Source organism: Paenibacillus rhizovicinus (genome assembly GCF_010365285.1).
Lineage (GTDB): Bacteria > Bacillota > Bacilli > Paenibacillales > Paenibacillaceae > Paenibacillus_Z > Paenibacillus_Z rhizovicinus.
In genome coordinates this window covers 1,744,292-1,765,714 of the sequence record NZ_CP048286.1, presented here as the reverse complement: position 1 = coordinate 1,765,714, position 21,423 = coordinate 1,744,292, and the positions used below count along the sequence as shown (strand labels likewise).

The window sequence follows — 21,423 nt, the reverse complement described above, 5'->3', positions numbered from 1 at the left end:
TCAACGCCTGGTCTAGGCACTTCATCAATCACTTCATCACAGGCTTCATATATAAGCAGTACCAAATAGAGAAGGGAGAGAATCATCATGGCAGTATTAGTAACGGGAGGCGCGGGCTACATCGGCTCGCATGCGGTTGCGGCGCTTATCGAGCGCGGGGAAGAAATCGTCGTCGTCGATAACCTGCAGCAAGGCCATCGGGATGCGGTGCTCGGCGGCAAATTGTATGTCGGTGACCTGCGCGACGGCGATTTTCTGGATACGGTTTTCTCGGAGAACAGCATTGACGCGGTCATTCATTTTGCCGCGAATTCGCTGGTCGGCGAGAGCATGAAGGATCCTGGCAAGTATTATCACAACAACGTTTACGGCACGCTTTGCCTGCTGGAGAAGATGAACGCCCACGGCGTGAAACGCATCGTCTTCTCGTCGACGGCGGCAACGTACGGCGAGCCCGAAAATATCCCGATTCACGAGGAAGACCGCACGCTTCCGACGAACACGTACGGCGAAACGAAGCTTGCGATGGAGAAGATGATGAAGTGGTACGATGTCGCGTACGGCGTCAAATATATCGCGCTCCGTTATTTCAACGCAGCCGGCGCGCATGCCAGCGGCCGGATCGGCGAGGACCACAATCCGGAAACGCATCTGGTGCCGCTCGTCCTGCAAACCGCGCTCGGCCAGCGCCAGCATATTTCCGTCTTCGGCGAAGATTACCCGACGGAAGACGGTACTTGCATCCGCGATTACATTCACGTCAGCGACTTGGCGGACGCGCATGTCCTGGCGGTTGACCGGCTGCGCAGAGGCGGAGACAGCGCCGTCTACAACCTTGGCAACGGAACCGGCTTCTCGGTGAAGCAGGTCATCGACATCGCCCGCCAAGTGACGGGCCGCGACATTCCGGCCGTCATGGAAGCGCGCCGCGCCGGCGACCCGGCGGTGCTGGTCGCATCGTCGGACCGCGCGCGCACGGAGCTTGGCTGGAACCCGACGCGCGACAAGCTGGAAGACATTATCGGAAGCGCATGGGCATGGCATCAAAGCAACCCGCAAGGATACAACAAGCAATAATCCGCTAAGGCCGGTCAAAGCTTTACAGCGAGAAGGAGAATTAACATGACGCAACAACAGACGGCTGTTACGAACGATGTGCTCTTGCTCATCGAACGATTGGTTCAATTCGCGGCGCAGCGCGGCATGATCGAGCCGCCGCTCGATAGCATCTACGCCCGCAATGCCCTCATCGACTTGTTCGGATTGACGGAAGCGTATGCCGGCGAAGTGCCGGAAGAACGGCTGGAAAGTCCGGTCTCGCTGCTGGAGCCGCTGCTCGATTACGGCGCTTCCATCGGTCTGATTCCGGATAATACGCTGACGTTCCGGGACTTGCTGGATGCCCGCATCATGGGTCTGCTCATGCCGCGCCCGTCCGAAGCGGCCGCGCGGTTCCGCCGCACGGCGGAGCGCGAGAGCATTATCAAAGCGACGGATGAATTCTACCGGCTCAGCATCGATTCCAATTACATTCGCATGGACCGCATCGCGAAGAACCAATATTGGGAGCAGCCGACGGAGTACGGCAGTCTGGAAATAACGGTCAACCTGTCCAAACCGGAGAAGGATCCGAAGGAAATCGCGCTGCTGAAGACGATGGCGCCGAGCAACTATCCGAAATGCCTGCTCTGCGCGGACAACGTCGGTTATGCCGGACGCGCGGATCATCCCGCTCGCCAGAACCTGCGGGTCGTGCCGCTGGAGCTTCAGGGCGATACCTGGTACTTCCAGTATTCGCCGTACGTGTACTACAACGAGCACAGCATCGTGTTCCACGGCAAGCATGTGCCGATGCGCATCACGCGCGACACGTTCGCGCGGCTGCTCGATTTCGTCGATGCGTTCCCGCATTACTTCATCGGCTCGAATGCGGATTTGCCGATCGTGGGCGGTTCCATCTTGAACCATGACCACTTCCAAGCCGGCCGTCACGTATTCCCGATGGAGACGGCGGCCGCCGAGCGGTCGTTCGTGCATCCGTCCGGCAACGGTTTAACGTACAGCATTGTCGCGTGGCCGATGAGCGTCGTTCGCGTGAACGGCAACGATAAGGCGGAAGTGCTGAAGGCGGCCGGCGACATCCTGGATGCATGGCGGGCTTACAGCGATCCGGCAGCCGAGATCTTCGCGTTTACGGACAAGAATGACGAACGGGTGCCGCATAACACGATAACGCCGATTGCCCGTTTGCGCGATAACGGCCAATACGAGCTGGATCTGGTGCTTCGGAACAATCGGGCGAGCGAGGCGCATCCGGACGGCATTTTCCACCCGCATCAGCATTTGCATCACATTAAGAAGGAAAACATCGGCTTGATCGAAGTGATGGGGCTTGCCGTTCTTCCGGGCCGGCTCAAAGACGAGCTTGAAGCCATCGCGCGGCTGCTGACGGGCGAGACGGCGGCTGATGCGGATGCCATTCGGAACGGTCCGCTCGGCAAGCATGCCGAATGGATCGAAGCGATGATCGCGGAGCATGGCACGCGCTTGTCCGCTGAACGAGCGCAAGCCTTGCTGCAGGACGAGGTCGGCCGCAAATTCCTGGCCGTGCTTGGGGATGCCGGCGTCTACAAGCGGACCGCGGAAGGCCAGGAGGCGTTCGCGCGATTCCTGTTGTCGCTCGGACTTGTCGAGCAAGCTTAGCATTCAATTGTCGATATTATAGGTAACATCTGAAAACCTTCATGGCCTCGTAACTCGGCTGTGAAGGTTTTTTGGTTTTTAGTTTTAGTTAAAGTTTCGTTTGGAGGACATTCATCCCTGGTCGTCTTCGTCATTTCTTAAGTTTGTTTGCATTGTATAATTCTGGAACTTGGTGATACAATAGACCTAATTTTGTCGAATGATAGGATAGAGATGATGGGGGTTAATAGAAATGAAGCGCATCGGGAAATTGGGAATACCAGGCTTTAGGACGGGACGGCTATGGAAGAAAATCGCAGCATGCGCAGGCTATGCGGTCCTCTTGTTTGCCGCAATGGCTTTGATTTTGGGCAGTCAAGATTCGTCGGCATCATCTGCAGACAATCGGATTTCCATGTGGGAGAATATTTCTATACTTCTTTTCGTGATAATACTGCCCTTTGCGCTCATAACGAACGTGGGGAAGATACGAAGCAAATTGCCTTTATTCAGGAGCAGCAGAACAGGATTGAAGATAACGGGATGGATTGCGGCTGTCCTTGTGTTGTTTGTCGGGATGCTTGTGTCTAGCTCCGTTCTAAGCAGCCGGCATACTGCTGCGTATACGGCCATGCAGCTTCAACAGAGCGAGGAACAAGCGATTGCGGAGGCCAAAGAAAGAACGGCGAAGGAAGCGGACAATCGCGTGAAGCTGGCGAAGGAAGCCGAAGCGAAGGCGAAGAAAGAAGCGGAGCATCAAGCCGTGCTGGCCAAACAGGCGGAAGAGAAAGCGGCAAAGGCATCAGAGGATAAGGCGAAGAAAGAAGCTGAAGAACAGGTGAAGCTTGCCAAAGCAGAAGCTAAGAAAGCCCAGCAGGAGGCCGACAATCAAGCGAAGCTTGCCCAAGCAGAAGCCAAGGAAGCCCAGCAGGAGATAGATAAACCAGCGGCGGAGGAAGTGAAATCCGCTGACGGAGACAAGCAGTCGACCGGATCCAAGCTAGCGAGTTGGTTTGGCGGCTTGTTGGGCAGGTCGGATTCAAATGCGGCGGATGCGAATGAGAAGCTGATTAAAAGTTTCGACAGCAATCTGAAGAAGAGAAATACGGAGAAGCTGATCAGTATCTATCAATCCTCCGATGCCCAAATGAAAGCTTATATGGAAGAGCGCGTGAATGAAGCCTACCTTGGTGATTTGAGAGATAATATCGCCATATTTGAGGGTAAGAAAACGAGTAAGATTACGAAGCTTTATAAAGATATGGCCTTTATTGACGCTATGCCTGGGATGAAACAAAGCGATGTAGGCATCATTTTAGCGGATATGAAGAACATCATGGATAAAGACACGGCCTTAGCAAGCTTTAACAAGGAGCATCCGCGTCTGAATTATGGGATCATCAAGGATTTATCGCAAGTGCAGGATCTTGATGTTTATGTCAATTCTAAAATCCAGAACGGCATTGGCAATGTAACGATTAGTTATTCGGACAATTATTTTATATCCAGCTATTCATATGATCAATTCTTTGGTTATTCGCCGTCCGATGATTGGGAAGCGGTATTGCAGTTGAGCAGCGGTACCCGGTTATCTCAAGCAGGGGTGTACAAGACTCAAGCCGTTCCATCGGATACAATAACGCTTACGGACAACAAAGGCTTTGAGAAAGACTACACCGTCTATCGAGAAGTGTTCCAGGCGGACTTTGATAAATACAATCAAGTCTCAGATCTTATGGCACAGCAAGCCCAATTGAGTCAGTCCGTCGATAATAGCATCGGGCGTATCACCAAACGTTTGGCATAACCATCGATCTTGATCGAAGACGGCGGTGCAAGGAGGAAACCTTGCGCCGCCGTTTCTTTGTGTGTATAGGAAGAGTGAGTTTATTTTAACCACAATCATTTACACGGCAATATGACGGGATTATAATTTAATCATTAAAATATATAAGCATGGCATTACCGAAGCGACAATAGAACGCATGGGAGATGAGCGCGATGTTAGCAAAGCATGGAGGCGTCCCGATTCGTACGAAGCCTTGGGTACCGACTTTTATTAGTTCGGAAGAGTTCGATGACATGGAGAAGAGCTATGTCATGCGAGTGTTGGAGAAGAAACGCGTCTTTCGATTCTATGGCGAGGGCTTGCAGGATTCGGAGGCAGCGAAGCTGGAGCAGCTGTATCGGGAGCGCACGCAGACCGATCACGCGTTAGCCGTTAACGCCGGCACGTCCGCCCTGGTGAGCGCGCTTGTCGGAGCCGGAATCGGGCCAGGCGATGAAGTTATCGTCCCGGCGTATACTTACATCGCGACGGCAGCGGCGGTCTTGATTGCGCGGGCGGTGCCGGTCATCGTTGAAATCGACGAGACGCTCACGATGGACCCGGCCGCTTTCGAAGCTGCGATTACGCCGTACACCAAAGCCGTCATCCCTGTACATATGCGCGGAACGCCTTGCCAAATGGATGAAATCATGGCGATTGCCCGCCGTCGCAAACTGGCTGTTATTGAAGATGTCGCCCAGGCTAACGGGGGTTCTTACAAAGGTCGGCCGCTCGGCGGGATCGGCGATGCGGGCTGTTTCAGCTTCCAGCAATACAAGGTGGTCACGTCGGGAGAAGGCGGTATGGTCGTGACGAACGATGCCGAGCTGCAAGCTCGTGCAAGCGTTTACCATGACTGCGCGGTCACGTTCTGGGGCGTTGAACCGACGGCGAGAATCCCGTCCTTCGCGGGCGAGAATTACCGGATGAGCGAAATTCAGGCAGCGCTTGGACTTGCGCAATCCGAGAAGATCGACTCGGTGGTAGCGCGTTTGCGCAAGGCGAAGCAGATGATCGTGGAAGGGATCGCCGACGTCGAAGGCATCCAGCTGCAGCGAGTGCCCGATCCGGACGGAGACGTATCCTACAGTTTGGTGTTCTTCCTGCCGGACGGCCAGCGTGCGCTGGCATTCTCGGAGCTGCTGTCTGCCGAGGGCATTCCGAACGGCACGATTCACAACAACGGCTTCGCGGATCGGCATATCTACGTGAACTGGGATTACGTGCTCGACAAGCGCGGCGCCACGCCTAATGACACGCCTTGGAACTGCGCGAGCTACAAAGGCAATGTGCAGTACGACAAGAATATGTGTCCGCGGAGCCTGGAGCTGCTTGGCCGGGCGATCAGCGTTTCGGTTCATCAATCGACGACAAGCGAGGACTGCCAGGACGCGATCGAGGCCATCCGCAAAGTGGCGGCGCATATGGCGCAAGCGGAGAACGGCACGTCTTTGCAGAACCAATAGGCAGCGGAAAGGGGATACGGACTCGTGACAACGACGATCAAAGCCGCGATGGGCAAAGTGAAGATTACGCCGGAAGAGCCGGCTCCGCTGCAAGGGTATGATCCCGATACGAATATCGCGGATCCGCGCAGCGATGTGCTGGATGATCTATATGCTCGAATATTGATCGTGGATGATGGCAAGGCGAGAAGCGTCATCGTGGGTATCGATTGCTGTTTATCCAACGAGGAAGTCGTCCGTGTCGCCGATCCCGGCGGTAAGCCGGGCGTGTATCGAGCGTTCATTCCCACGTTTCCGAGCGGAACGAGAGCGGCCTGGGCGGCGGCGGCCGGCGTGCCGGAAGCGAGCGTATCGGTCAATCCGACGCATACGCATACCGCGCCGGCGCAATTCCAAGAGAAGATTCTGTCTGGAATCACGGCAGCTATTGCGTCATTGCGCCAACGACTCGTCCCGGTTACGCTGCAAGCGTGCACGGGGCAAAGCGGCATTTCGGCCTTTCGCAGGCCGCATCTGAACGCGGATTTGTCCGTTTCGATTCATCGGGATTTTACATTGGTCAGGCTCGTGAAAGAAGACGGCGAGCCGCTCGGGTATATGATCAATTTCGCCGTGCATCCGACGGCTGTCCGAAATTCGACGTCCCGAATAAGCGCGGACATCGTCGGACTTGCGATGAGCGAACTCGAGGCGGAAGCGGAAGAGGGGATCGTTGCGCTGTTTCTTCAAGGCTTCTCGGGAGATGTCTGCCCTCTGTACGGCGATAACGGCCCGAAGGAGGATACGTACCCGGCTGTGCGCGCGGGGGCGCGCGTGTTCAGCGAAGAGCTGAAGGAGGCCATGAACCGCTTGACCGATGTACGCCCGGGCGCGATCAAGGCGGTGCAAACCGAATGCGCCTACCCGACCCGCGAAGGATTTTATGCAAGCGAGCTATCCGTCAGACTATCGGGCATCGCCTTCGGGGATATCGCGCTGCTGTCGGTTTCCGGTGAAGTATTCAACGCTTATGCGGATCGGATCAAGGAGAATTCGCCGTTTCCGTATACGCTGACATGCGGAGTGGCGAACGGATATGCCGGGTACATCCCGAGCCATACGGCGTTCCGCGACGGTCTGGGCGGTTACGAGATGAATACGACGCCGTATGCGGACGATGTGGAGGCGCGGTTTCTTGCGGACGTCGAAGAACTGTTGGCGGCATTGAAGCAGCAGCAGTAGGGCCGAAATTCGTTAGCAATCAACTCGCAATCCGCTCGCGAAAGCCACAAACGATCAGTCGTTGAAGAGGAGTTCGTGCTTCGCCAGAATCAAAGTGCCGTACAGCGCTTGATGATGGCCGTGCGAGCTTCTCTCCATCTTCAGCCCCATCGTCGCGAACCGGTTGGCGCGCAGCGTAATGGTGCGTTTCATCTCCTCGAACAGGATCGGGAAATCATCGAACATCGGACCGCCCATATAGATGGCAACGGGATTGAATAAGTTGACGACATTGCTCAGCGCGATGCCGAATGCCTGACCGGCTTCGATGCATACGTCGATCGCCGTTTTATCGTTCTGGCGGTAAGCCTCGACAAGCGTCGGATAACGGGCTTCCCGGAGCAGATAATCTCTCTCCAGCATCGGATAGGTCACGATATTCTCCAGGCAGCCGTAATTGCCGCACGTACAGCGCAAACCGTTCGGATCCGCCGTAATATGGCCCAGAAGACCGCCGACGTTCCGCGCTCCCCTAAGAATCTGACCGCTGATCATCATGCCGGCCACGACGCTGAACGCGCTATGGACGACGATATAATCATCCTCGTCATTCGCTTTCCCCAAGAATTTCTCCGCTAATAATAACGTTCGTCCGCCTTCTTCCACGTAAACAGGACATTGGAACGAATCCCGGAACGCTTGCGGCAGGTCGAGCTGCCCCCAATTCAGGGCATTCGGGATGCTTAAGATGATTTGTTTGCCGGCATCGACGATGCCCGTCACTCCAACCCCGATCGCGGCGATCGAAGCCGTCCGCCACCCGATGCCGGCGATGAAATCGTTGGCGAACGCGGCGATGAAATCTTCTTTCGAAGCGTCCTTATCGACGTCGGCGACGAGGAATTCGGCAGCATGAAGGATCGTCAAGCGGTTATCCGAGACGGCCATGCGCACGCGGTACCCCCCGATATCGATCCCGAGAAAATAAAATTTGTCCGGATGGGTATGCAGCAGCACTTCTTTTCTTCCGAGCCCGCTGCTAATGCGGTCGCCTTCGACGATGTACATGTTGTTCAGCAGCGATTTGGTCAGGAGCGTGATCGAACCTTGCGATAACCCCGTCGTTTTGGCGAGTTCCTTGCGCGAGATGCCGTCGTTCGCGCCGATGGCGATCAAGATGGCTTTCTCGGATGGGGTCAAGCCCATGCTGATCACCTCGTTATGAATTAATTTATTAGGTAAATTATCATAGTTACAGTACGCAAAGTCAATCACGCGAAAGGATAACGGTTGATGTATCAGCAAGAGTAATAGGATCATAATAAATAACTGGAATATTTTTATATAAAAAAAAGGAAAAATGGAGTTAACGGCGAAAATAAATGTTGATGCTTAATTTCCAAATCCGGGGGGTCAATATCGATGCCACAACCGATTTTGCCGATTGACGAATTTCTGGCCTTGTCGACCGAAGAACAAGTGGAGAAATTGAAACAATGGAAGATGGATTATACATTGAAGGACATACGCGATGCGTGGGGCTTCAAGCATTCCGCTCAATATTACATGCTGCTCAAGAAACTGCGTATTTACGAGCGCGTCGTGAACAAATCGGATAAATTCTCGCCCGAGCAGCTGCTTGCTTCGCGCGGTGCGGCCGAGGCCTACACGGCAGCCCCTTATGCGGCAGGCGGGCGTACCGCTCCGGAAGACCAGTTCGGCTACGAGCTCAATGTGACGCTGAGCGGACCTGAGCTTGCGGAGAAGCTGGAACGACTTGCTTATTTCCTGAAGGGCGAGCACAAGACGGTCTCCATTAAGCTGTCGATCATCGCTTCGGGAACGTCGCCATCGGACGAAGACGGTATGGATAGCTAGCAGCAATGAGGCTATGCGATAGTGGTAAAAGAAGTAAATTATTGGAAACGAGTAAAAACCGGACGCAGCAGGCGCCCGGTTTTTATTTTGTCATACTATGGCGTAAAATGTAATTAATTGTAAACGAAAAAAGGGCTTTATTTCTCGCGGAGCTGTCCGAGTTCGGATACGATGGCTTCGACTTCGCTGATGCTGAATTTATCTTTGCTCGCAACGATCTCGTAGACATCGCGCAGATCCTCGTATTTTTGGAGACTGAAATTGGTCGCTTGCATCGCGGCTCCCGAAGCCATGCGCAGCTTGCTTTTGATTTCTTCAATCATATAGGCGATGTTGTCTACATTCGGTTCTTCTAAGTTTCTCATTGAATTTCTCCTCCTATTCGAACGGCCTGTTGGTTTTGTAGTGGTATTGTAGCATGACGGAGGACGGCCCGCCACTGCCGTTCCGAGCGAACCTGCCGATTTGAAGCGGAGGGCCGATTTCGTTACAATGAGGACAGTTGGAACGAGGAGGAAGCGATACCCATGGGAAACCGGGCCAAAGCGCGCAGAGGGCGCGCGGAAGATCCCGTGAACAGGCAGCGCGTCTCCATCGAAGGCGTGGAGGCATTCCTTCGTAAGGCGGCAGCCGTTCAACCGGACCGCGACCAGGTCGCTTTCTTATGTATCGGAACGGATTGCTCGACGGGGGACTCGTTCGGACCGCTCGTCGGCACGCTGCTGAAGCAGTCGGGCTGGGGCCGCGTAGTCGGCACATTGGACGATCCCTGCGACGCGGACCGGTACGAATCGTTGAAATCGGCGATTCCGGAGTCGTTATTGACGATTGCGATCGATGCCTGTTTGGGTAGTAAGGAAGAGGAACCGGGTTATATCGTTGGCGAAGGACCGCTCTTCCCGGGACATGCGGTCGGCAAGCGGCTATCCCCTGCGGGGCATTACAGCATTGCCGGCATTGTCGGCCCGAAGAGCGTGAAGCCCTACTGGACGATTCAACATGCGTCCCTGCATGAGGTGCTCGGCATGGCACGGGCTTTGGCCAGCGCCGTGCAGGCGGCTTGGAGCCAGCCGGAAGTAGAGGCCATGAGATTGAAGGCATGAGATTGCGATCATAATGTTGTTGCGCTGGATAAGGATCGGACAGACTCGGCAAGCTGCGCTAGCCAATTGAGAAGGGTAGGAATTATATGACAACGGATCATCGTTCCATAGCAAACCAAGCGTTCACAATGACGAACGGACAGAAGATCGCCTATTACGATTCAAAATCCGCCGGCACAGCGAATTCGGATCGCGTAATCGTCCTTCTGCACGGCTTCTGCGGCAGCTCCGCTTACTGGGAGCAGGTGCTCCCGCAGCTGGAGGGAGCGGGCCGGTTAATCGTGCCGGATCTGCGCGGTCATGGCCGCAGCACCTCACCGGGGCAGCCCATCTATGCGATGGAAGATTTCGCATCGGATCTCAGACTGCTGCTGGAGCACTTGAACGCCGATGCCGTCACCTTGTTCGGCCACTCGCTCGGCGGTTATGCGTCGCTTGCTTTCGCGGAGCTGTATCCCGATAAGCTGGCCGCGTTCGGCCTTGTGCATTCTACGGCGAAGCCGGACAGCGAAGAGGCGAAGGGGAACCGCGAGAAAGCGGCGCACGCGCTCCGGACGGAAGGGATCGCGCCGTTCGTGGAAGGCTTGGTGCCTAAGCTGTTCGCGCCGTCTCACCGGGAATCGATGAGCGGTCAAGTGAAGAGCATCATCGACATCGGCTTGGGGACGGACGCGGAAGGCGCGGCGGCAACCGCGCTTGGCATGAAAGCGCGCCTTGACCGTACGGGCGTGCTGGACGGATTATCCGTGCCGCGATTGCTGGTCGCGGGCGCGGAGGACGGAGTCATTCCGCCGGCGAACACGTTTACGACGGACGGACCGCAGGTTACGCAGTCGCTGCTGGAAGACTGCGGACATATGAGCATGGTAGAAGCGCCGGAGCGGCTGGCCGCGGAGCTGCTCGCATTCCTGGACGCCAATAAGCATAAGTGACTTTTTCTCGAACGGTTTGCAACACTGGCACCGCGTTTGGCGTTTGATACTGGGGGAGGAACGGCGATGGTATTTCAGCGGGATTTTTTTATGCGGATGATTCAGGAGATGGGCGAAGCGGCGGGCGTTATCATGGGGCTGCGCCAGCAGCGCAAGCAGGAGGAAGCGCTGCTCGTCATCGATGATTTATTGGACAAGAAGTTTCGGATGAACGGCAAGCTGATCCGTCAGCTGTCCGACGCCGACCTCGTGCGGATGATGACGACGAACGGCGTCGTCGAAACGGCGAACATAAGCGGCGTTGCGCTATTAATGAAAGAAGAGGCGGCCATTCTGAACGAGCTCGGCCGAACGGAGCAAAGCTACCCGCTCCAACTGAAGGCATTCCACCTGTTCATGCGCCTGGCGCTGCTGGATGCGCCCGCGATGCTGCGGACGCCGTCGGAAGAAGCGGCCGACATGGCGGAACAGCTGGACGGCTACGAGCTTCCGCGCGCCACGAAGCTGCTGATGTGGGAATGGCATGAAGGCGACCGGCGGTACGACGAAGCGGAGAACGTTCTTCACGAGCTGCTCGAAGACGGCATGATCCCTCGCGAGGAAGCGCTGGAGTTCTATCGCAGGCTGCTGCTGCTCCCGGATGAATCGCTGGAGGCCGGAGGATTGCCGCGCGACGAAGTCGCGGACGGGCTGGAACGAATCAAACAAGACATCGAAGCGGTTTAGGAGCTGAACGAAAGCATATGGAAAGCGAAAGCAAAGAACAATGGCAGCGCGACATGGAGCAGTGGGTTGCGGAGGGCAGGCTGAGAGGAGCGACGTTCAGTCAGCTGCGCCGCAAGGACGGCGGTATCCCTGCCAAGACTGTCATTCGGCCGGTGGAGCTGAGAGGGTCGCTCCACTACCAGTTTCAATATTACATCGATAACAAAGTGACGCACGAGAACGTCCCGCAAGACCTAGCGGGGAAGCGTATGGCGGAATGGCTCATCGAGCACTACCGGCAGGCGTTGATCCGGACGGACGAAGCCGACGTGCAGGTGCTTTTCTCCAAGAAAGGCAAGGCGGCGGTGCTCAGCAAGCCGACCTCGCCGTCGGCTGCCGAGAAGAACGAAACGCTGTCCCATAACCGGCAGAAACAGCGGGTCGTGCAGGAGGGAGAAGCGGCGCCGTTCCTGGTGGAGCTTGGCATCATGACGAAGGATGGCAAGGTCATCGCGAAGAAGCAGGATAAGTTCCGTCAAATCAACCGTTTCCTCGAGATGGTTACGGACGTGCTGCCTTACCTGCCGGCTGACCGGGAGATTACCATCGTCGATTTCGGCTGCGGCAAGTCGTACTTGACCTTCGCGCTCTATCACTTGCTCGCTGTTCAGCAAGGACGCCGGATTTCTGTCGTCGGCCTGGACCTGAAGGCGGATGTGATCGCATTCTGCACGGAGCTCGCGAACAAGCTTGGTTATGACCGGCTTCGCTTCCAAGTCGGGGATATCGCCGATTACAAGGATCAGACGGAAGTCGACATGGTCGTCACGCTGCATGCTTGCGATACCGCAACGGACGCCGCGCTCGTGAAGGCGGTCGAATGGGGAGCTTCCGTCATTTTATCCGTCCCTTGCTGCCAGCATGAGCTGTTCAAGCAGATCGCGAACGATACGATGAAGCCGCTGCTGTCGCACGGGCTGCTGAAGGAACGTTTCTCCGCGCTCGCAACGGACGCTATACGCGCGCAGCTGCTGGAAGTCTTGGGCTATCGCGTGCAAATGCTGGAATTCATCGATCCGGAGCATACGCCGAAGAACATGCTCATCCGAGCGGTCAGGACAGCCGGAAGCGGCAGCGATGCCCTTCGGAAATGGCGGGAATACGAGGCATTCAGGGACATGCTCAGCGCGAAGCCTTACTTGGAACGCGCGCTTGAGGACAGGCTCAAAAACGCAGCCGGGGATGTCAAATAACGTAACAACGCTTATTGTCGAATATCTGAACTGTGTGATAGAATGGAAGAGAATATGCAGATTGTCCCAGGTCTTTTTTCATAGAAAATTATCTAGTGATTTGGGTGGAGTACATGGGACTTAAGATAGGCATGGATTTAGGCTTGCTCATTGGTTTGTTTTCCATCTTCATCTATGTGTTCGCCAAGAACGTCATCACTGCGCAATACAAGGTTTATCTGCTCTTCCACTTCTTCATGATGATTTGGCCCATCGGCCAGGTCGGCGTCCACACGACAGATCGTCCACACCTTCAGATCATCTATATCACTCTATCCTTTGTCGGTTTATCGATGCTTGGCTTCGGCTGGCTGCTCTTTACGAAGTATCTTGCGCACGGGGCCTACTATAAGCCTAGTCGAAACGTTGTGCTGTCATTTCTAGCACCGTCGCTGCTTCTGTCTGTCGCAATGATCTGGAATCCCGCGAACCTGTTCGTCGCCCCCGTTAATGGCGACTATGGAGAACGGGAATACGGCCCGGTTTTCTGGTGCATGTCTCTATTGCTCGTTGCTTACTTTCAATATTCGGCCCGATTGCTTTGGCATAAGGCGCGTATCCAGACGGAGCAAGCCGAACGTGCGCGTTTGAAGAATGCGCTGCTCGGACTCGTCGTAATGGTTGCGCTTCCGCTGCTCGATCTGTTGGTGAACGTCTTGCTGGATCCTTGGCTGCCAGTTATTCCTGGTATCACATCGTTAGGCATATTAGCTTCGGACATCTTCTTCCTGTACTCGCTGCAGAAGCATCGTTCGTTTGATCTTGTGAAGATCGCGCAGCAGGACGTCGTGGATACGCTGTCGGTCGGCATCATCGTCCTGGATGAGCAAGAATTCGTTATTGAGATCAACCGCAACGTATGTCCCAAGCTTAATATCGTCCTTGGCAAGAGGCTCGAAATGGAAGCGCTTCTTGCTGCTCATCTGTTGGACCCAAGTACCGAAGAGGCATTCATGCGGTTGTACCGCTCGCAGTCCGGCGAACGGGCGCATACGGAGCTCGTCATCAAGCATGATCCGAAGCAATATTGGTCCTTGCATGCAGCGCCAATAATTATCGGAAGCAAATTGCTGGGCAAAGTCATTACCCTTCAAGACATTACGGAGCTGAAATCCCATGTCCTGAAATCTCAGGAACAGAACACGTCGCTGCAAGAGCGGAATCGCGCTCTGATCTATATGCAGGACGAGCTGTTTCAAGCCAACCGGAAGCTGGAGCAGATGGCGATCACGGACAGCTTGACAGGCTGCTTCAACCGCAGGTTTCTTATGCAGCAGCTGGAGCACGAAGTGCTGACGAACCTGCGCTACAAAATTCCGTTCGCCGTCTTCTTGTTCGACATCGACATGTTCAAGCTTGTCAATGATACCTATGGACATGTCGTCGGCGACGAGGTGATCCGGCGTACGGCTGAAGCGGTCAAGGGAGCATTGCGGCGTACGGATATCTTGGCGCGTTACGGCGGCGAGGAGTTTGCCGTCTACTTGCCTCACACGGATCAAGAGCAGGCTGAGCGGCTGGCACAGCGCATTCGCGAGGTCGTGGAATCCAACGTCATGCCGACGGGACGCGGCAGGGCTCCGATTTCAGTGACGATCAGCATGGGGACTCATGTGGTCGAGCGACAAACCGACTTGCAGATCGACGATGTGAAGAGCTATTTGGAAGAATTGTTTTACAACATCGATTCGGCTCTCTACAGAGCCAAAGACAATGGGCGCAACCGAGTCGTTAACTATTAAGCCGAAGGGGGAACAGCGATATGTCGAATCATGGACGATGGATTGCTGCTGCCGTGTCATTAGGAATGACGGCGGTATCAGCGGGTTTATGTTACCTGTCATCGAGCCAAGGACATATGCTTGTTTCCGTTCAGCTTGGGTTAGCCGTTCTGGCGGCCGCAGCGCTTCCGACCGCTTGGATGTTCGGCCGGAGTTACGATCGGCTGAGGCTGGAAGCGACGATCGACAGCTTGACTGGCGCCTACAACCGGAGATTCATCGATACGACCTTCAAGAAGCTGCTTCGGCAGGCGAGCCGCAAACGCAAGCGGATGACGGTTATTATGCTGGATGTCAACGATTTCAAGGAAGTCAACGATCGACTAGGCCATCAGCAGGGCGATATGGCGCTTAAGCTGATTGCGGAGACACTTCAAAGCTGCTCCGATCGGGGCGAGTTCGTAGGTAGATGGGGCGGAGACGAGTTCATCATGATTTGTCCGTATTCGGACGACAAGGCAATTGATCGGGTGATCAAACGAATTCAAGAACAGCTGCTCGTGGTTTCCAGACGAGTCGGACTTCGATTATCGGTTGCGGTCGGCCATGCCGTTTTCCCGGAACAAGGGAAAGATTTGAGCCAGCTGATGAATACAGCCGATAAGAAAATGTATGGTGACAAATATGTATGCAAATCACAAGAAACCGAACCGGCAGCGCTGCAGGCATAAACGATTAGCACGCGATAAAGGCGGGAATCACCTATGAGAAAAACCAACATTCACTCCGTTAATCCGGGGGATAAGCTTGCCCGCCCTATTTTGCAGGAAAATGGGAACACCTTGCTCGGCTCCGGCGTGGAGCTCAACCAGCGTTTCATCGACAGATTGATGGGGCTCGGCATCGATACCCTATTCATCGAAGATCCGATGACGGACGGATTGGAGCCGACCTCGGCGATCAGGGACGACACTCGGAATCGAGCGTCGGACGTGATTTACAAGACGATGACCTCTCTAATGGATCAGCCGGTGATCAAAGGAAGAACGATCGCCCCTGAGCTCGGGAGAACCTTCCGGAAAGTGTTCAGCGAAATCATAACGGATCTCATTGGACGCGAGGAAATGATGGTCAGTTTAACGAATATGCATGTCGCCGATAGTTACCTGTTCAATCATTCGCTCAATGTCGCGATTTTGTCGGGAATTATGGGGCTGGCCAAAGGATATAATCGAAATCAGCTGGAAGAGCTTGGCATGGGCGCGCTGCTGTTCGACGTCGGCATGACGAGAATACCGAAGGAGCTGCTGAAGAAGACCGGGGTTTATACGCCGGCCGAGCGGGCTCAGATGGAGAAGCATACGGAAGAAGGCTTCAATATCATTCGGGCGCAGCATGATATATCGCTCTTGTCGGCACATTGCGCGCTGCAGCATCACGAACGCTACGACGGATCCGGTTATCCGCGAAAGCTGAAGCGGGACGAGATTCACGAATACGCGCAGATCGTCGGGATCGCGGACGTATATGACGCGTTGACCTCGACAAGGCCGCACCGGAAACGGTTTACGCCATCGGAAGCGATCGAATTTCTGTTCGCGGCGGGGAATACGTATTTCGATTTAGACGTTATCAAAATCTTTTGCAAGCATATTTCGATCTATCCCGTCGCGACGTCGGTGCTGCTCAATACCGGGCAAATCGCGGTTGTCGCACTGAATAATCCGCTTGCCGTGCACCGGCCGACCGTACGCATCATCCGGGAGCCGGACGGAACGCCGCCGCCGACCGGCTATCAAATCGACCTCAAAGACGAACCAAGCCTGATGATTGTCAAAGAAGTGTAAGCTGCGTCAGCTCGAACAACTTCATAGACATCGATACTAGCAAACTTGCCGAAAGGCAAGGACGCAAAGTCAAAGGGTCTAAGGTCCGTCGAAGACGGATAACTGACAGCCTGGCTGCCGAAATGTACCCCTGGTGTATACCCGGGTTCTAGAAGCGGCTCCAAGCATAGGAAGCGCTTTTTTTCATTATAAGGGGGAGTCGAATTGACCGGAGGTACGAAAGCGAAAAACCAGGACGTCTACGGCAGCGACAAGCCGAAGTTCTCGATCAAGGCGTTGCTGCACAGCCGAACGGTCATTGAGAAAGACGGCTATGTTTCAACCGGCGTATTGACCCATGCGGAAGGAGATATGATGGAGATCGAGCTGACCGAATTTAAGCAGTTCGATCTGGGCGACCCGGTCAGCCTGACCATCTATTCGCCTGTTGGCACTCATCGCCTGCGTTCATCGGTTATTGCGAAGGCAAGCGGTGCGCTGGCCGTCCTGTTTCCGGAGCGATCATTCGCCGGCTTGGATGAAAGACGCGAATCGCCGCGCGTGGACGCTGTCGTCCAGGGGACGTTGAAGCATAAACAATCCAGGACATTAATGGTTCAGAATGAACCTACGCTTGTGGAAGTGGAAGAGACGTTCGAATTGGTCACGCGCAACATCAGCGACACGGGTGTCGCGTTCCAGCTGCCGGCCGGTCCGAAACTGAGCAGCGGCGAAATCGTGGACGCATCCTTGAAGCTGGAGGCTCCGTTCGAATGCCAGGTGGAGATCATCCGCAAGGATGAAAGCTCCGAATGGACGACGTACGGGGCTCGGTTCCTGGAGCTGAACGAGCTGCAGCACAGGGCTTTGCGGGCATTTCTCATCCATAAGCAGGTTGGCGCCTATTTCCATTTGAAGCAGGATAAGAAGAGCCGACAATAGGATCGACAGTTTCGAAAATAGGATCAACTTAGCATGAAACCTAGGAATAAGGAAGACGTCTTGCCGGTACGCCGGCGGCGTCTTCCTTATTTATATTGGGCAAGCATGTATAAGTTTTCGCTATACCAGCTTATATTGCTAAGGGAAGAAACTTGCCTCGTCGCTTGGGTGGAGGCAGCGTTTCTTCTTGAACGTAGACGAACGTAGACGTGCAGCCGAGGGATGGTTTCGAAGTGAGCAAATGGTGGATGGCTTTGGTCTCGCTGTTGACGGCGATGGCGCTGACGGGGGCGGCTTTTCGTTACGGCCTGTTTTTCGACGAGGCCTTCTATAGACGGGAGTGGCTGGTCTGTCTGTCCGCGCTGATGGCGATGGGCTCTATTGGCATGCGGCAATGGAGGCGTACGCGGACGGGGCTGGGCGGGATCATGGATCGGCGTCCTATCTTTCTTGTACTGGGCTTGCTTATGGCCGCATTGTTATATAGCGCCGCGTTGCTGCGTCATCCGGCATCCGCGTTAGGCAGCTTGCAGCAGGCGCTTCGCTATAGTACGTATGCGGGCTTTACGGTATTTCTATATGCGGGCTTCGGATCGCCCGCGAAACGGATTTGGTTGTCCGCCGCCATGCAGGCATCGGGAATTGCCGTCATCGGCTGCGCATTGGCGGGGTGGATGGGGGCGTTGTCGTTTCCGTCCATCGTAATGACGACCGGAGATGCGCGGTTGTCCGCCGTAGGCGCGCGGCTGGCGGGCTTCGTGCAATATCCGAATTTCCTGGGTGCGGTTGCTGCCGCCTACCTTCTCTGGTACTGGCTGCTGCTGCTGCGCGCCCGTACAAGGATCGGGTTTGCGCTTGCGTCGGCCGGAGTCGTTCCTTGCCTGTTGGTTACGCTGTTGACGGAGTCAAGAGGGGCTTGGGCTGCCGCGGCTGCGGCATGGCTCGCGGGCGTTGTTCTATTGCACGGCAAAGAGCGCCTCGCCTGGCTGCTCTACAGCGGCTGGACGCTCGCGTGCGGCAGCGCCGCTTGCCGGGCAGTGGTTCATGCCGGTTTGCGGGGGGAGGCTAACGGCACCGGCGGCGGAGCAACGCTTACGGAGACACTGCTCCTGTTGGCGATCTGCTGCGCTGCTCCCGTCGGATTTCTGTGTTTGCGGGTTTGGATCGGGCGCTGCCGCGTTCGGCTCCTTCCGGGCTTGGCCTTGGCGGGATGGATCATCGCCGTCATTGGGATGCTGCAGCTGCTGCCTTCGGCGATTCTTGGCCGTCTGGGAGGAGCGGGTAATCCCTATGCAACTGCCGCGGCAAGAGGCTTGTTCTACCGCGATGCTTGGAAACTGATTCGGGAGGCGCCGCTGCTCGGCAGGGGCGGCGATACTTGGCGGAGCCTATTCACGGGCGTCCAGTCGCAGCCGTACGTCGGCAATGAAGTTCATAGCGGATTGCTGGAGCTGGCGCTCGATCTTGGGCTAATCGGGCTGTTCGCGGGCGTTTTCCTGGCCGGGGCGGTCCTGCTGCCTCTATGGAAGCGCGACAGGGCAGGATTGCTGCCGATCGCCGTGCTGCTGCTGCATGCAATGATCGATTTCGATTTGTCCTTCGGTTATGCGTGGCTGTTGATGTTGGGCTGGCTGGTTTATTATTCGAGCGGTGCGGAGGTGCGGGGAGAGGCTATTGAGGGAAGTTTGTTTGGTGGGGGGAGAGTTGAGGCAGGTGACGGGAGTTTGGGAGGGATCGGCGGGGGAAAAGTGATGTGGCGGGCCGCGATGCTGTCCGCGGCTGCCGTTTGTTTCGCCGCAGCCGCCGTGCTCGGCTGGCGGCTCGATGCCGCGGTGCGGCACCGCGAGACGGCTGCGGCCGTCTCCGGCGCGGCACGTGCAGCCGCGCTCCGCGCGGCGCTCGATGCGAATCCGTATTGGACGCGGATTCGCATCGAGCTGGCCGCTCTTGCGCCGCCGCCGGACCGGGCGGCGCTGCTTGCGGCCGGACTGCGCTATGAGCCGCAGTCCGTGCCGCTGTTGTGGGCGCTCGGCCGGGAATCCGCCGCGCGCGAGGATGTTCGCGGCGCTGCGGGCTGGATGCGCCGCGCGCTGGATCGTGACCGCTTCGACCGTGCGAAGCAGACGGAAGCGGTCGTGACGATGGCCCGGCTCGCGCAAAGCTTGCGAGCCGCGTCCCGCGGGGAAGAGGCCAAGCTTGCGGCCGATGAAGCCGATGCCTTTTTCGCGGCGTATGAGGCGCTCGACGGCCGCTATACGGCTAACGGGCGGCGGTTTGAAATCACGGCACAAGCCAGGTCCGCTGCGGAACAGTGCCGAATTCTTGCCGCCCGGCCGTCAGGCCCAGAGCCCAAAACGGCTTTAGCACCCTAACTTTAGGCCAATCGACTGATGGGATTGTCCACGCCGCGGAGATGCTTCTCGCATATGCTGAATCAACTCACCTTAAAGGAGTGATGATAGTGGCATCTACGCGCGTAAAACCAAGCTTAAAAGCGTCGAGTACGGGCAGAGTGATCAAACGTTCGGTACCGTTGAATTTGATCAAGCAATCGGGTCCTATATTCAGCCGGCTGACGGTTGTATGGGTGGCAAATAACGGCGTTCCATTCGACACGACAGGATTTTTCGCCCAGCTGGTCCGCAACAATCGCGTTGTGGCTACGGCTGCCTTCGACCGCTTCGGCGTCGTTCGTTTCGGCAGCATCCAAACGCTGACGAACGTCTCGTACACGATTCGCACATTTAATGCCAATGGCGTATTGTTCCGCACCCGGTTCATCCCGGCTCGCGTTGAAACCTTCGCAATCATCGGCTAACCTCGCATACTTCTCATTAACGACAACGGCAGCACGGCTCTCTCGAAGCAGAAGAGCCGTGCTGCCGTTCATCGTTCACCATCGTTCACCAGCCGCAGCCGTTGATCAGCCATCCATCATTTACCTTACTGCAATCATTCAGCCGCCAAAAGCGTCCCGGAACGCCTTGCACAGCTTCTCCCGGTCGACTTCCCACAGAGCCGCGATCTCGGCGCTGACGTTCTCGTCCCACCAGTCGGAGAGCACTTTGCGGTTGCTGGAATGCTCGTGAATCCATTGCAAATTCAGAAAAACCTTCTGTACATAGAGCTTTTCGGCGAGCTCCACTTTTTCCTTCGGAATATAGCCCCCAAGGCGCTTGACGGTACGGTACAGCTCATTCTCGCAGGCGCGTTTGATTTTACGTGCGCTGGGGTAGGCGGACGCGTGTTTCTGGGTGGCGGCGGAAGGTTTCATCGTAACCGACTCCTCTCTCTACCCCCTATATATGCGTCCAGAGGGCCAGGCGTCACTAGCGACAGAACCCGTTAACCACCAACCCTGCAAGGCCGTCCATGGCCCTCATTCCACCGGTCTACAGCACCGTAATATATCCGACCATCGGCCCGCCGTTTGCCAGCGAAGAATGCGTCAGGCACTCGATCGCGAACGTTCCCCGCTGATCCGCCGTGAAATGGACGACGGTCGTCTGCCCTTTATGGACTTCGCCTTTAATGCCAAGCTCCTGGATGATAAAAGGATGGGAGGCGCCGTTCACTCCGGTAATGCGCAGCTCCACGACCTCTCCTTTATGAACGACGATCGAGGCGGGATCCCAGCGATAGACTTCAAGCTCCTTGCCGTTAGCAAGCGTCGTCTTGAACTCTCCGGTCACGAGTTGGAAGACCTGCGTTTCTTTCGGGACGGACATCGCCGCGTTCGACTGGTTCCAGCGCAGGCAGACGGCCGTAAACACGATGACGAGCACGAGCAAATAGATGAGACGAAGCTGTTTTTTGCTGACGACGAAAATATTGGACATCGCGCTTCA

At 55.8% G+C, this 21,423-nt stretch carries 20 protein-coding genes and 1 riboswitch; of the genes, 16 read left to right on the top strand and 4 right to left on the bottom strand.

Annotation, left to right across the window (positions count from 1 at the left end):
• Positions 1–87: 87 nt before the first annotated feature.
• The 5 genes from galE (at position 88) to GZH47_RS08155 (ending at position 7,197) form a co-directional block, all read left to right on the top strand.
• Positions 88–1,077, top strand: coding sequence for a UDP-glucose 4-epimerase GalE (gene galE / locus GZH47_RS08175; RefSeq protein WP_162639639.1), 990 nt, complete (start codon positions 88–90; stop codon positions 1,075–1,077).
• Positions 1,078–1,122: 45 nt separating this feature from the next.
• On the top strand, positions 1,123–2,703 hold the full coding sequence (locus GZH47_RS08170; RefSeq protein ID WP_162639638.1) for a UDP-glucose--hexose-1-phosphate uridylyltransferase: 1,581 nt from the start codon (positions 1,123–1,125) through the stop codon (positions 2,701–2,703).
• A 232-nt stretch (positions 2,704–2,935) separates the two neighbouring features.
• Positions 2,936–4,489 (top strand): cell envelope integrity TolA family protein, encoded by a 1,554-nt coding sequence (locus tag GZH47_RS08165; protein WP_162639637.1) that lies wholly within the window; start codon positions 2,936–2,938, stop codon positions 4,487–4,489.
• A 194-nt stretch (positions 4,490–4,683) separates the two neighbouring features.
• Entirely contained in the window at positions 4,684–5,976 is a 1,293-nt protein-coding gene (locus tag GZH47_RS08160; RefSeq protein ID WP_162639636.1) for a DegT/DnrJ/EryC1/StrS family aminotransferase, read from the top strand.
• 24 nt (positions 5,977–6,000) lie between these two features.
• On the top strand, positions 6,001–7,197 hold the full coding sequence (locus GZH47_RS08155) for a hypothetical protein (protein WP_162639635.1): 1,197 nt from the start codon (positions 6,001–6,003) through the stop codon (positions 7,195–7,197).
• 54 nt (positions 7,198–7,251) lie between these two features.
• Here the strand turns inward: GZH47_RS08155 and GZH47_RS08150 are convergent, their stop codons facing one another.
• Complete coding sequence (locus GZH47_RS08150; RefSeq protein WP_162639634.1) at positions 7,252–8,382, bottom strand: ROK family transcriptional regulator; 1,131 nt, start codon at positions 8,380–8,382, stop codon at positions 7,252–7,254.
• A gap of 216 nt (positions 8,383–8,598) precedes the next feature.
• Here GZH47_RS08150 and GZH47_RS08145 point away from each other — a divergent pair, with 216 nt between their 5' ends.
• Complete coding sequence (locus GZH47_RS08145; RefSeq protein WP_162639633.1) at positions 8,599–9,054, top strand: hypothetical protein; 456 nt, start codon at positions 8,599–8,601, stop codon at positions 9,052–9,054.
• A 137-nt stretch (positions 9,055–9,191) separates the two neighbouring features.
• On the opposite strand, the gene GZH47_RS08140 is transcribed toward GZH47_RS08145, so the two are convergent.
• Entirely contained in the window at positions 9,192–9,419 is a 228-nt protein-coding gene (locus GZH47_RS08140) for a DUF1128 domain-containing protein (RefSeq protein WP_162639632.1), read from the bottom strand.
• Between the two features lie 162 nt (positions 9,420–9,581).
• Here GZH47_RS08140 and yyaC point away from each other — a divergent pair, with 162 nt between their 5' ends.
• The 10 genes from yyaC to GZH47_RS08090 all read left to right on the top strand — a co-directional run bounded on the left by yyaC (position 9,582) and on the right by GZH47_RS08090 (position 20,393).
• Positions 9,582–10,157, top strand: a complete 576-nt coding sequence (gene yyaC, locus GZH47_RS08135; protein ID WP_162639631.1) for a spore protease YyaC — start codon at positions 9,582–9,584, stop codon at positions 10,155–10,157.
• An 86-nt stretch (positions 10,158–10,243) separates the two neighbouring features.
• Positions 10,244–11,089 (top strand): alpha/beta fold hydrolase, encoded by an 846-nt coding sequence (locus tag GZH47_RS08130; protein WP_192043593.1) that lies wholly within the window; start codon positions 10,244–10,246, stop codon positions 11,087–11,089.
• A 66-nt stretch (positions 11,090–11,155) separates the two neighbouring features.
• Entirely contained in the window at positions 11,156–11,815 is a 660-nt protein-coding gene (locus GZH47_RS08125; protein ID WP_162639630.1) for a DUF6483 family protein, read from the top strand.
• A 17-nt stretch (positions 11,816–11,832) separates the two neighbouring features.
• Positions 11,833–13,047, top strand: coding sequence for a class I SAM-dependent methyltransferase (locus GZH47_RS08120; RefSeq protein ID WP_404823765.1), 1,215 nt, complete (start codon positions 11,833–11,835; stop codon positions 13,045–13,047).
• Positions 13,048–13,160: 113 nt separating this feature from the next.
• Complete coding sequence (locus GZH47_RS08115; protein ID WP_225446399.1) at positions 13,161–14,828, top strand: histidine kinase N-terminal 7TM domain-containing diguanylate cyclase; 1,668 nt, start codon at positions 13,161–13,163, stop codon at positions 14,826–14,828.
• Between the two features lie 20 nt (positions 14,829–14,848).
• The gene (locus GZH47_RS08110) at positions 14,849–15,538 is read left to right on the top strand and encodes a GGDEF domain-containing protein (protein WP_162639629.1); all 690 of its coding nucleotides are present in this window, start codon (positions 14,849–14,851) and stop codon (positions 15,536–15,538) included.
• Positions 15,539–15,571: 33 nt separating this feature from the next.
• On the top strand, positions 15,572–16,654 hold the full coding sequence (locus GZH47_RS08105) for an HD-GYP domain-containing protein (protein ID WP_162639628.1): 1,083 nt from the start codon (positions 15,572–15,574) through the stop codon (positions 16,652–16,654).
• A 28-nt stretch (positions 16,655–16,682) separates the two neighbouring features.
• A riboswitch (cyclic di-GMP riboswitch) is annotated at positions 16,683–16,776 on the top strand.
• Positions 16,777–16,858: 82 nt separating this feature from the next.
• On the top strand, positions 16,859–17,575 hold the full coding sequence (locus GZH47_RS08100; protein WP_162639627.1) for a PilZ domain-containing protein: 717 nt from the start codon (positions 16,859–16,861) through the stop codon (positions 17,573–17,575).
• Between the two features lie 233 nt (positions 17,576–17,808).
• Positions 17,809–19,947, top strand: coding sequence for an O-antigen ligase family protein (locus GZH47_RS08095; RefSeq protein ID WP_162639626.1), 2,139 nt, complete (start codon positions 17,809–17,811; stop codon positions 19,945–19,947).
• Between the two features lie 89 nt (positions 19,948–20,036).
• On the top strand, positions 20,037–20,393 hold the full coding sequence (locus tag GZH47_RS08090; protein ID WP_225446398.1) for a hypothetical protein: 357 nt from the start codon (positions 20,037–20,039) through the stop codon (positions 20,391–20,393).
• Positions 20,394–20,531: 138 nt separating this feature from the next.
• Here GZH47_RS08090 and GZH47_RS08085 read toward each other — a convergent pair whose 3' ends face one another.
• A complete protein-coding gene (locus GZH47_RS08085; RefSeq protein WP_162639625.1) occupies positions 20,532–20,849 on the bottom strand; it encodes a dehydrogenase in 318 nt (105 codons plus the stop codon).
• Between the two features lie 118 nt (positions 20,850–20,967).
• Positions 20,968–21,414: a cupredoxin domain-containing protein gene (locus tag GZH47_RS08080; RefSeq protein WP_162639624.1), complete on the bottom strand. Its 447-nt coding sequence runs from the start codon at positions 21,412–21,414 to the stop codon at positions 20,968–20,970.
• Between the last annotated feature and the right edge of the window lie 9 nt (positions 21,415–21,423).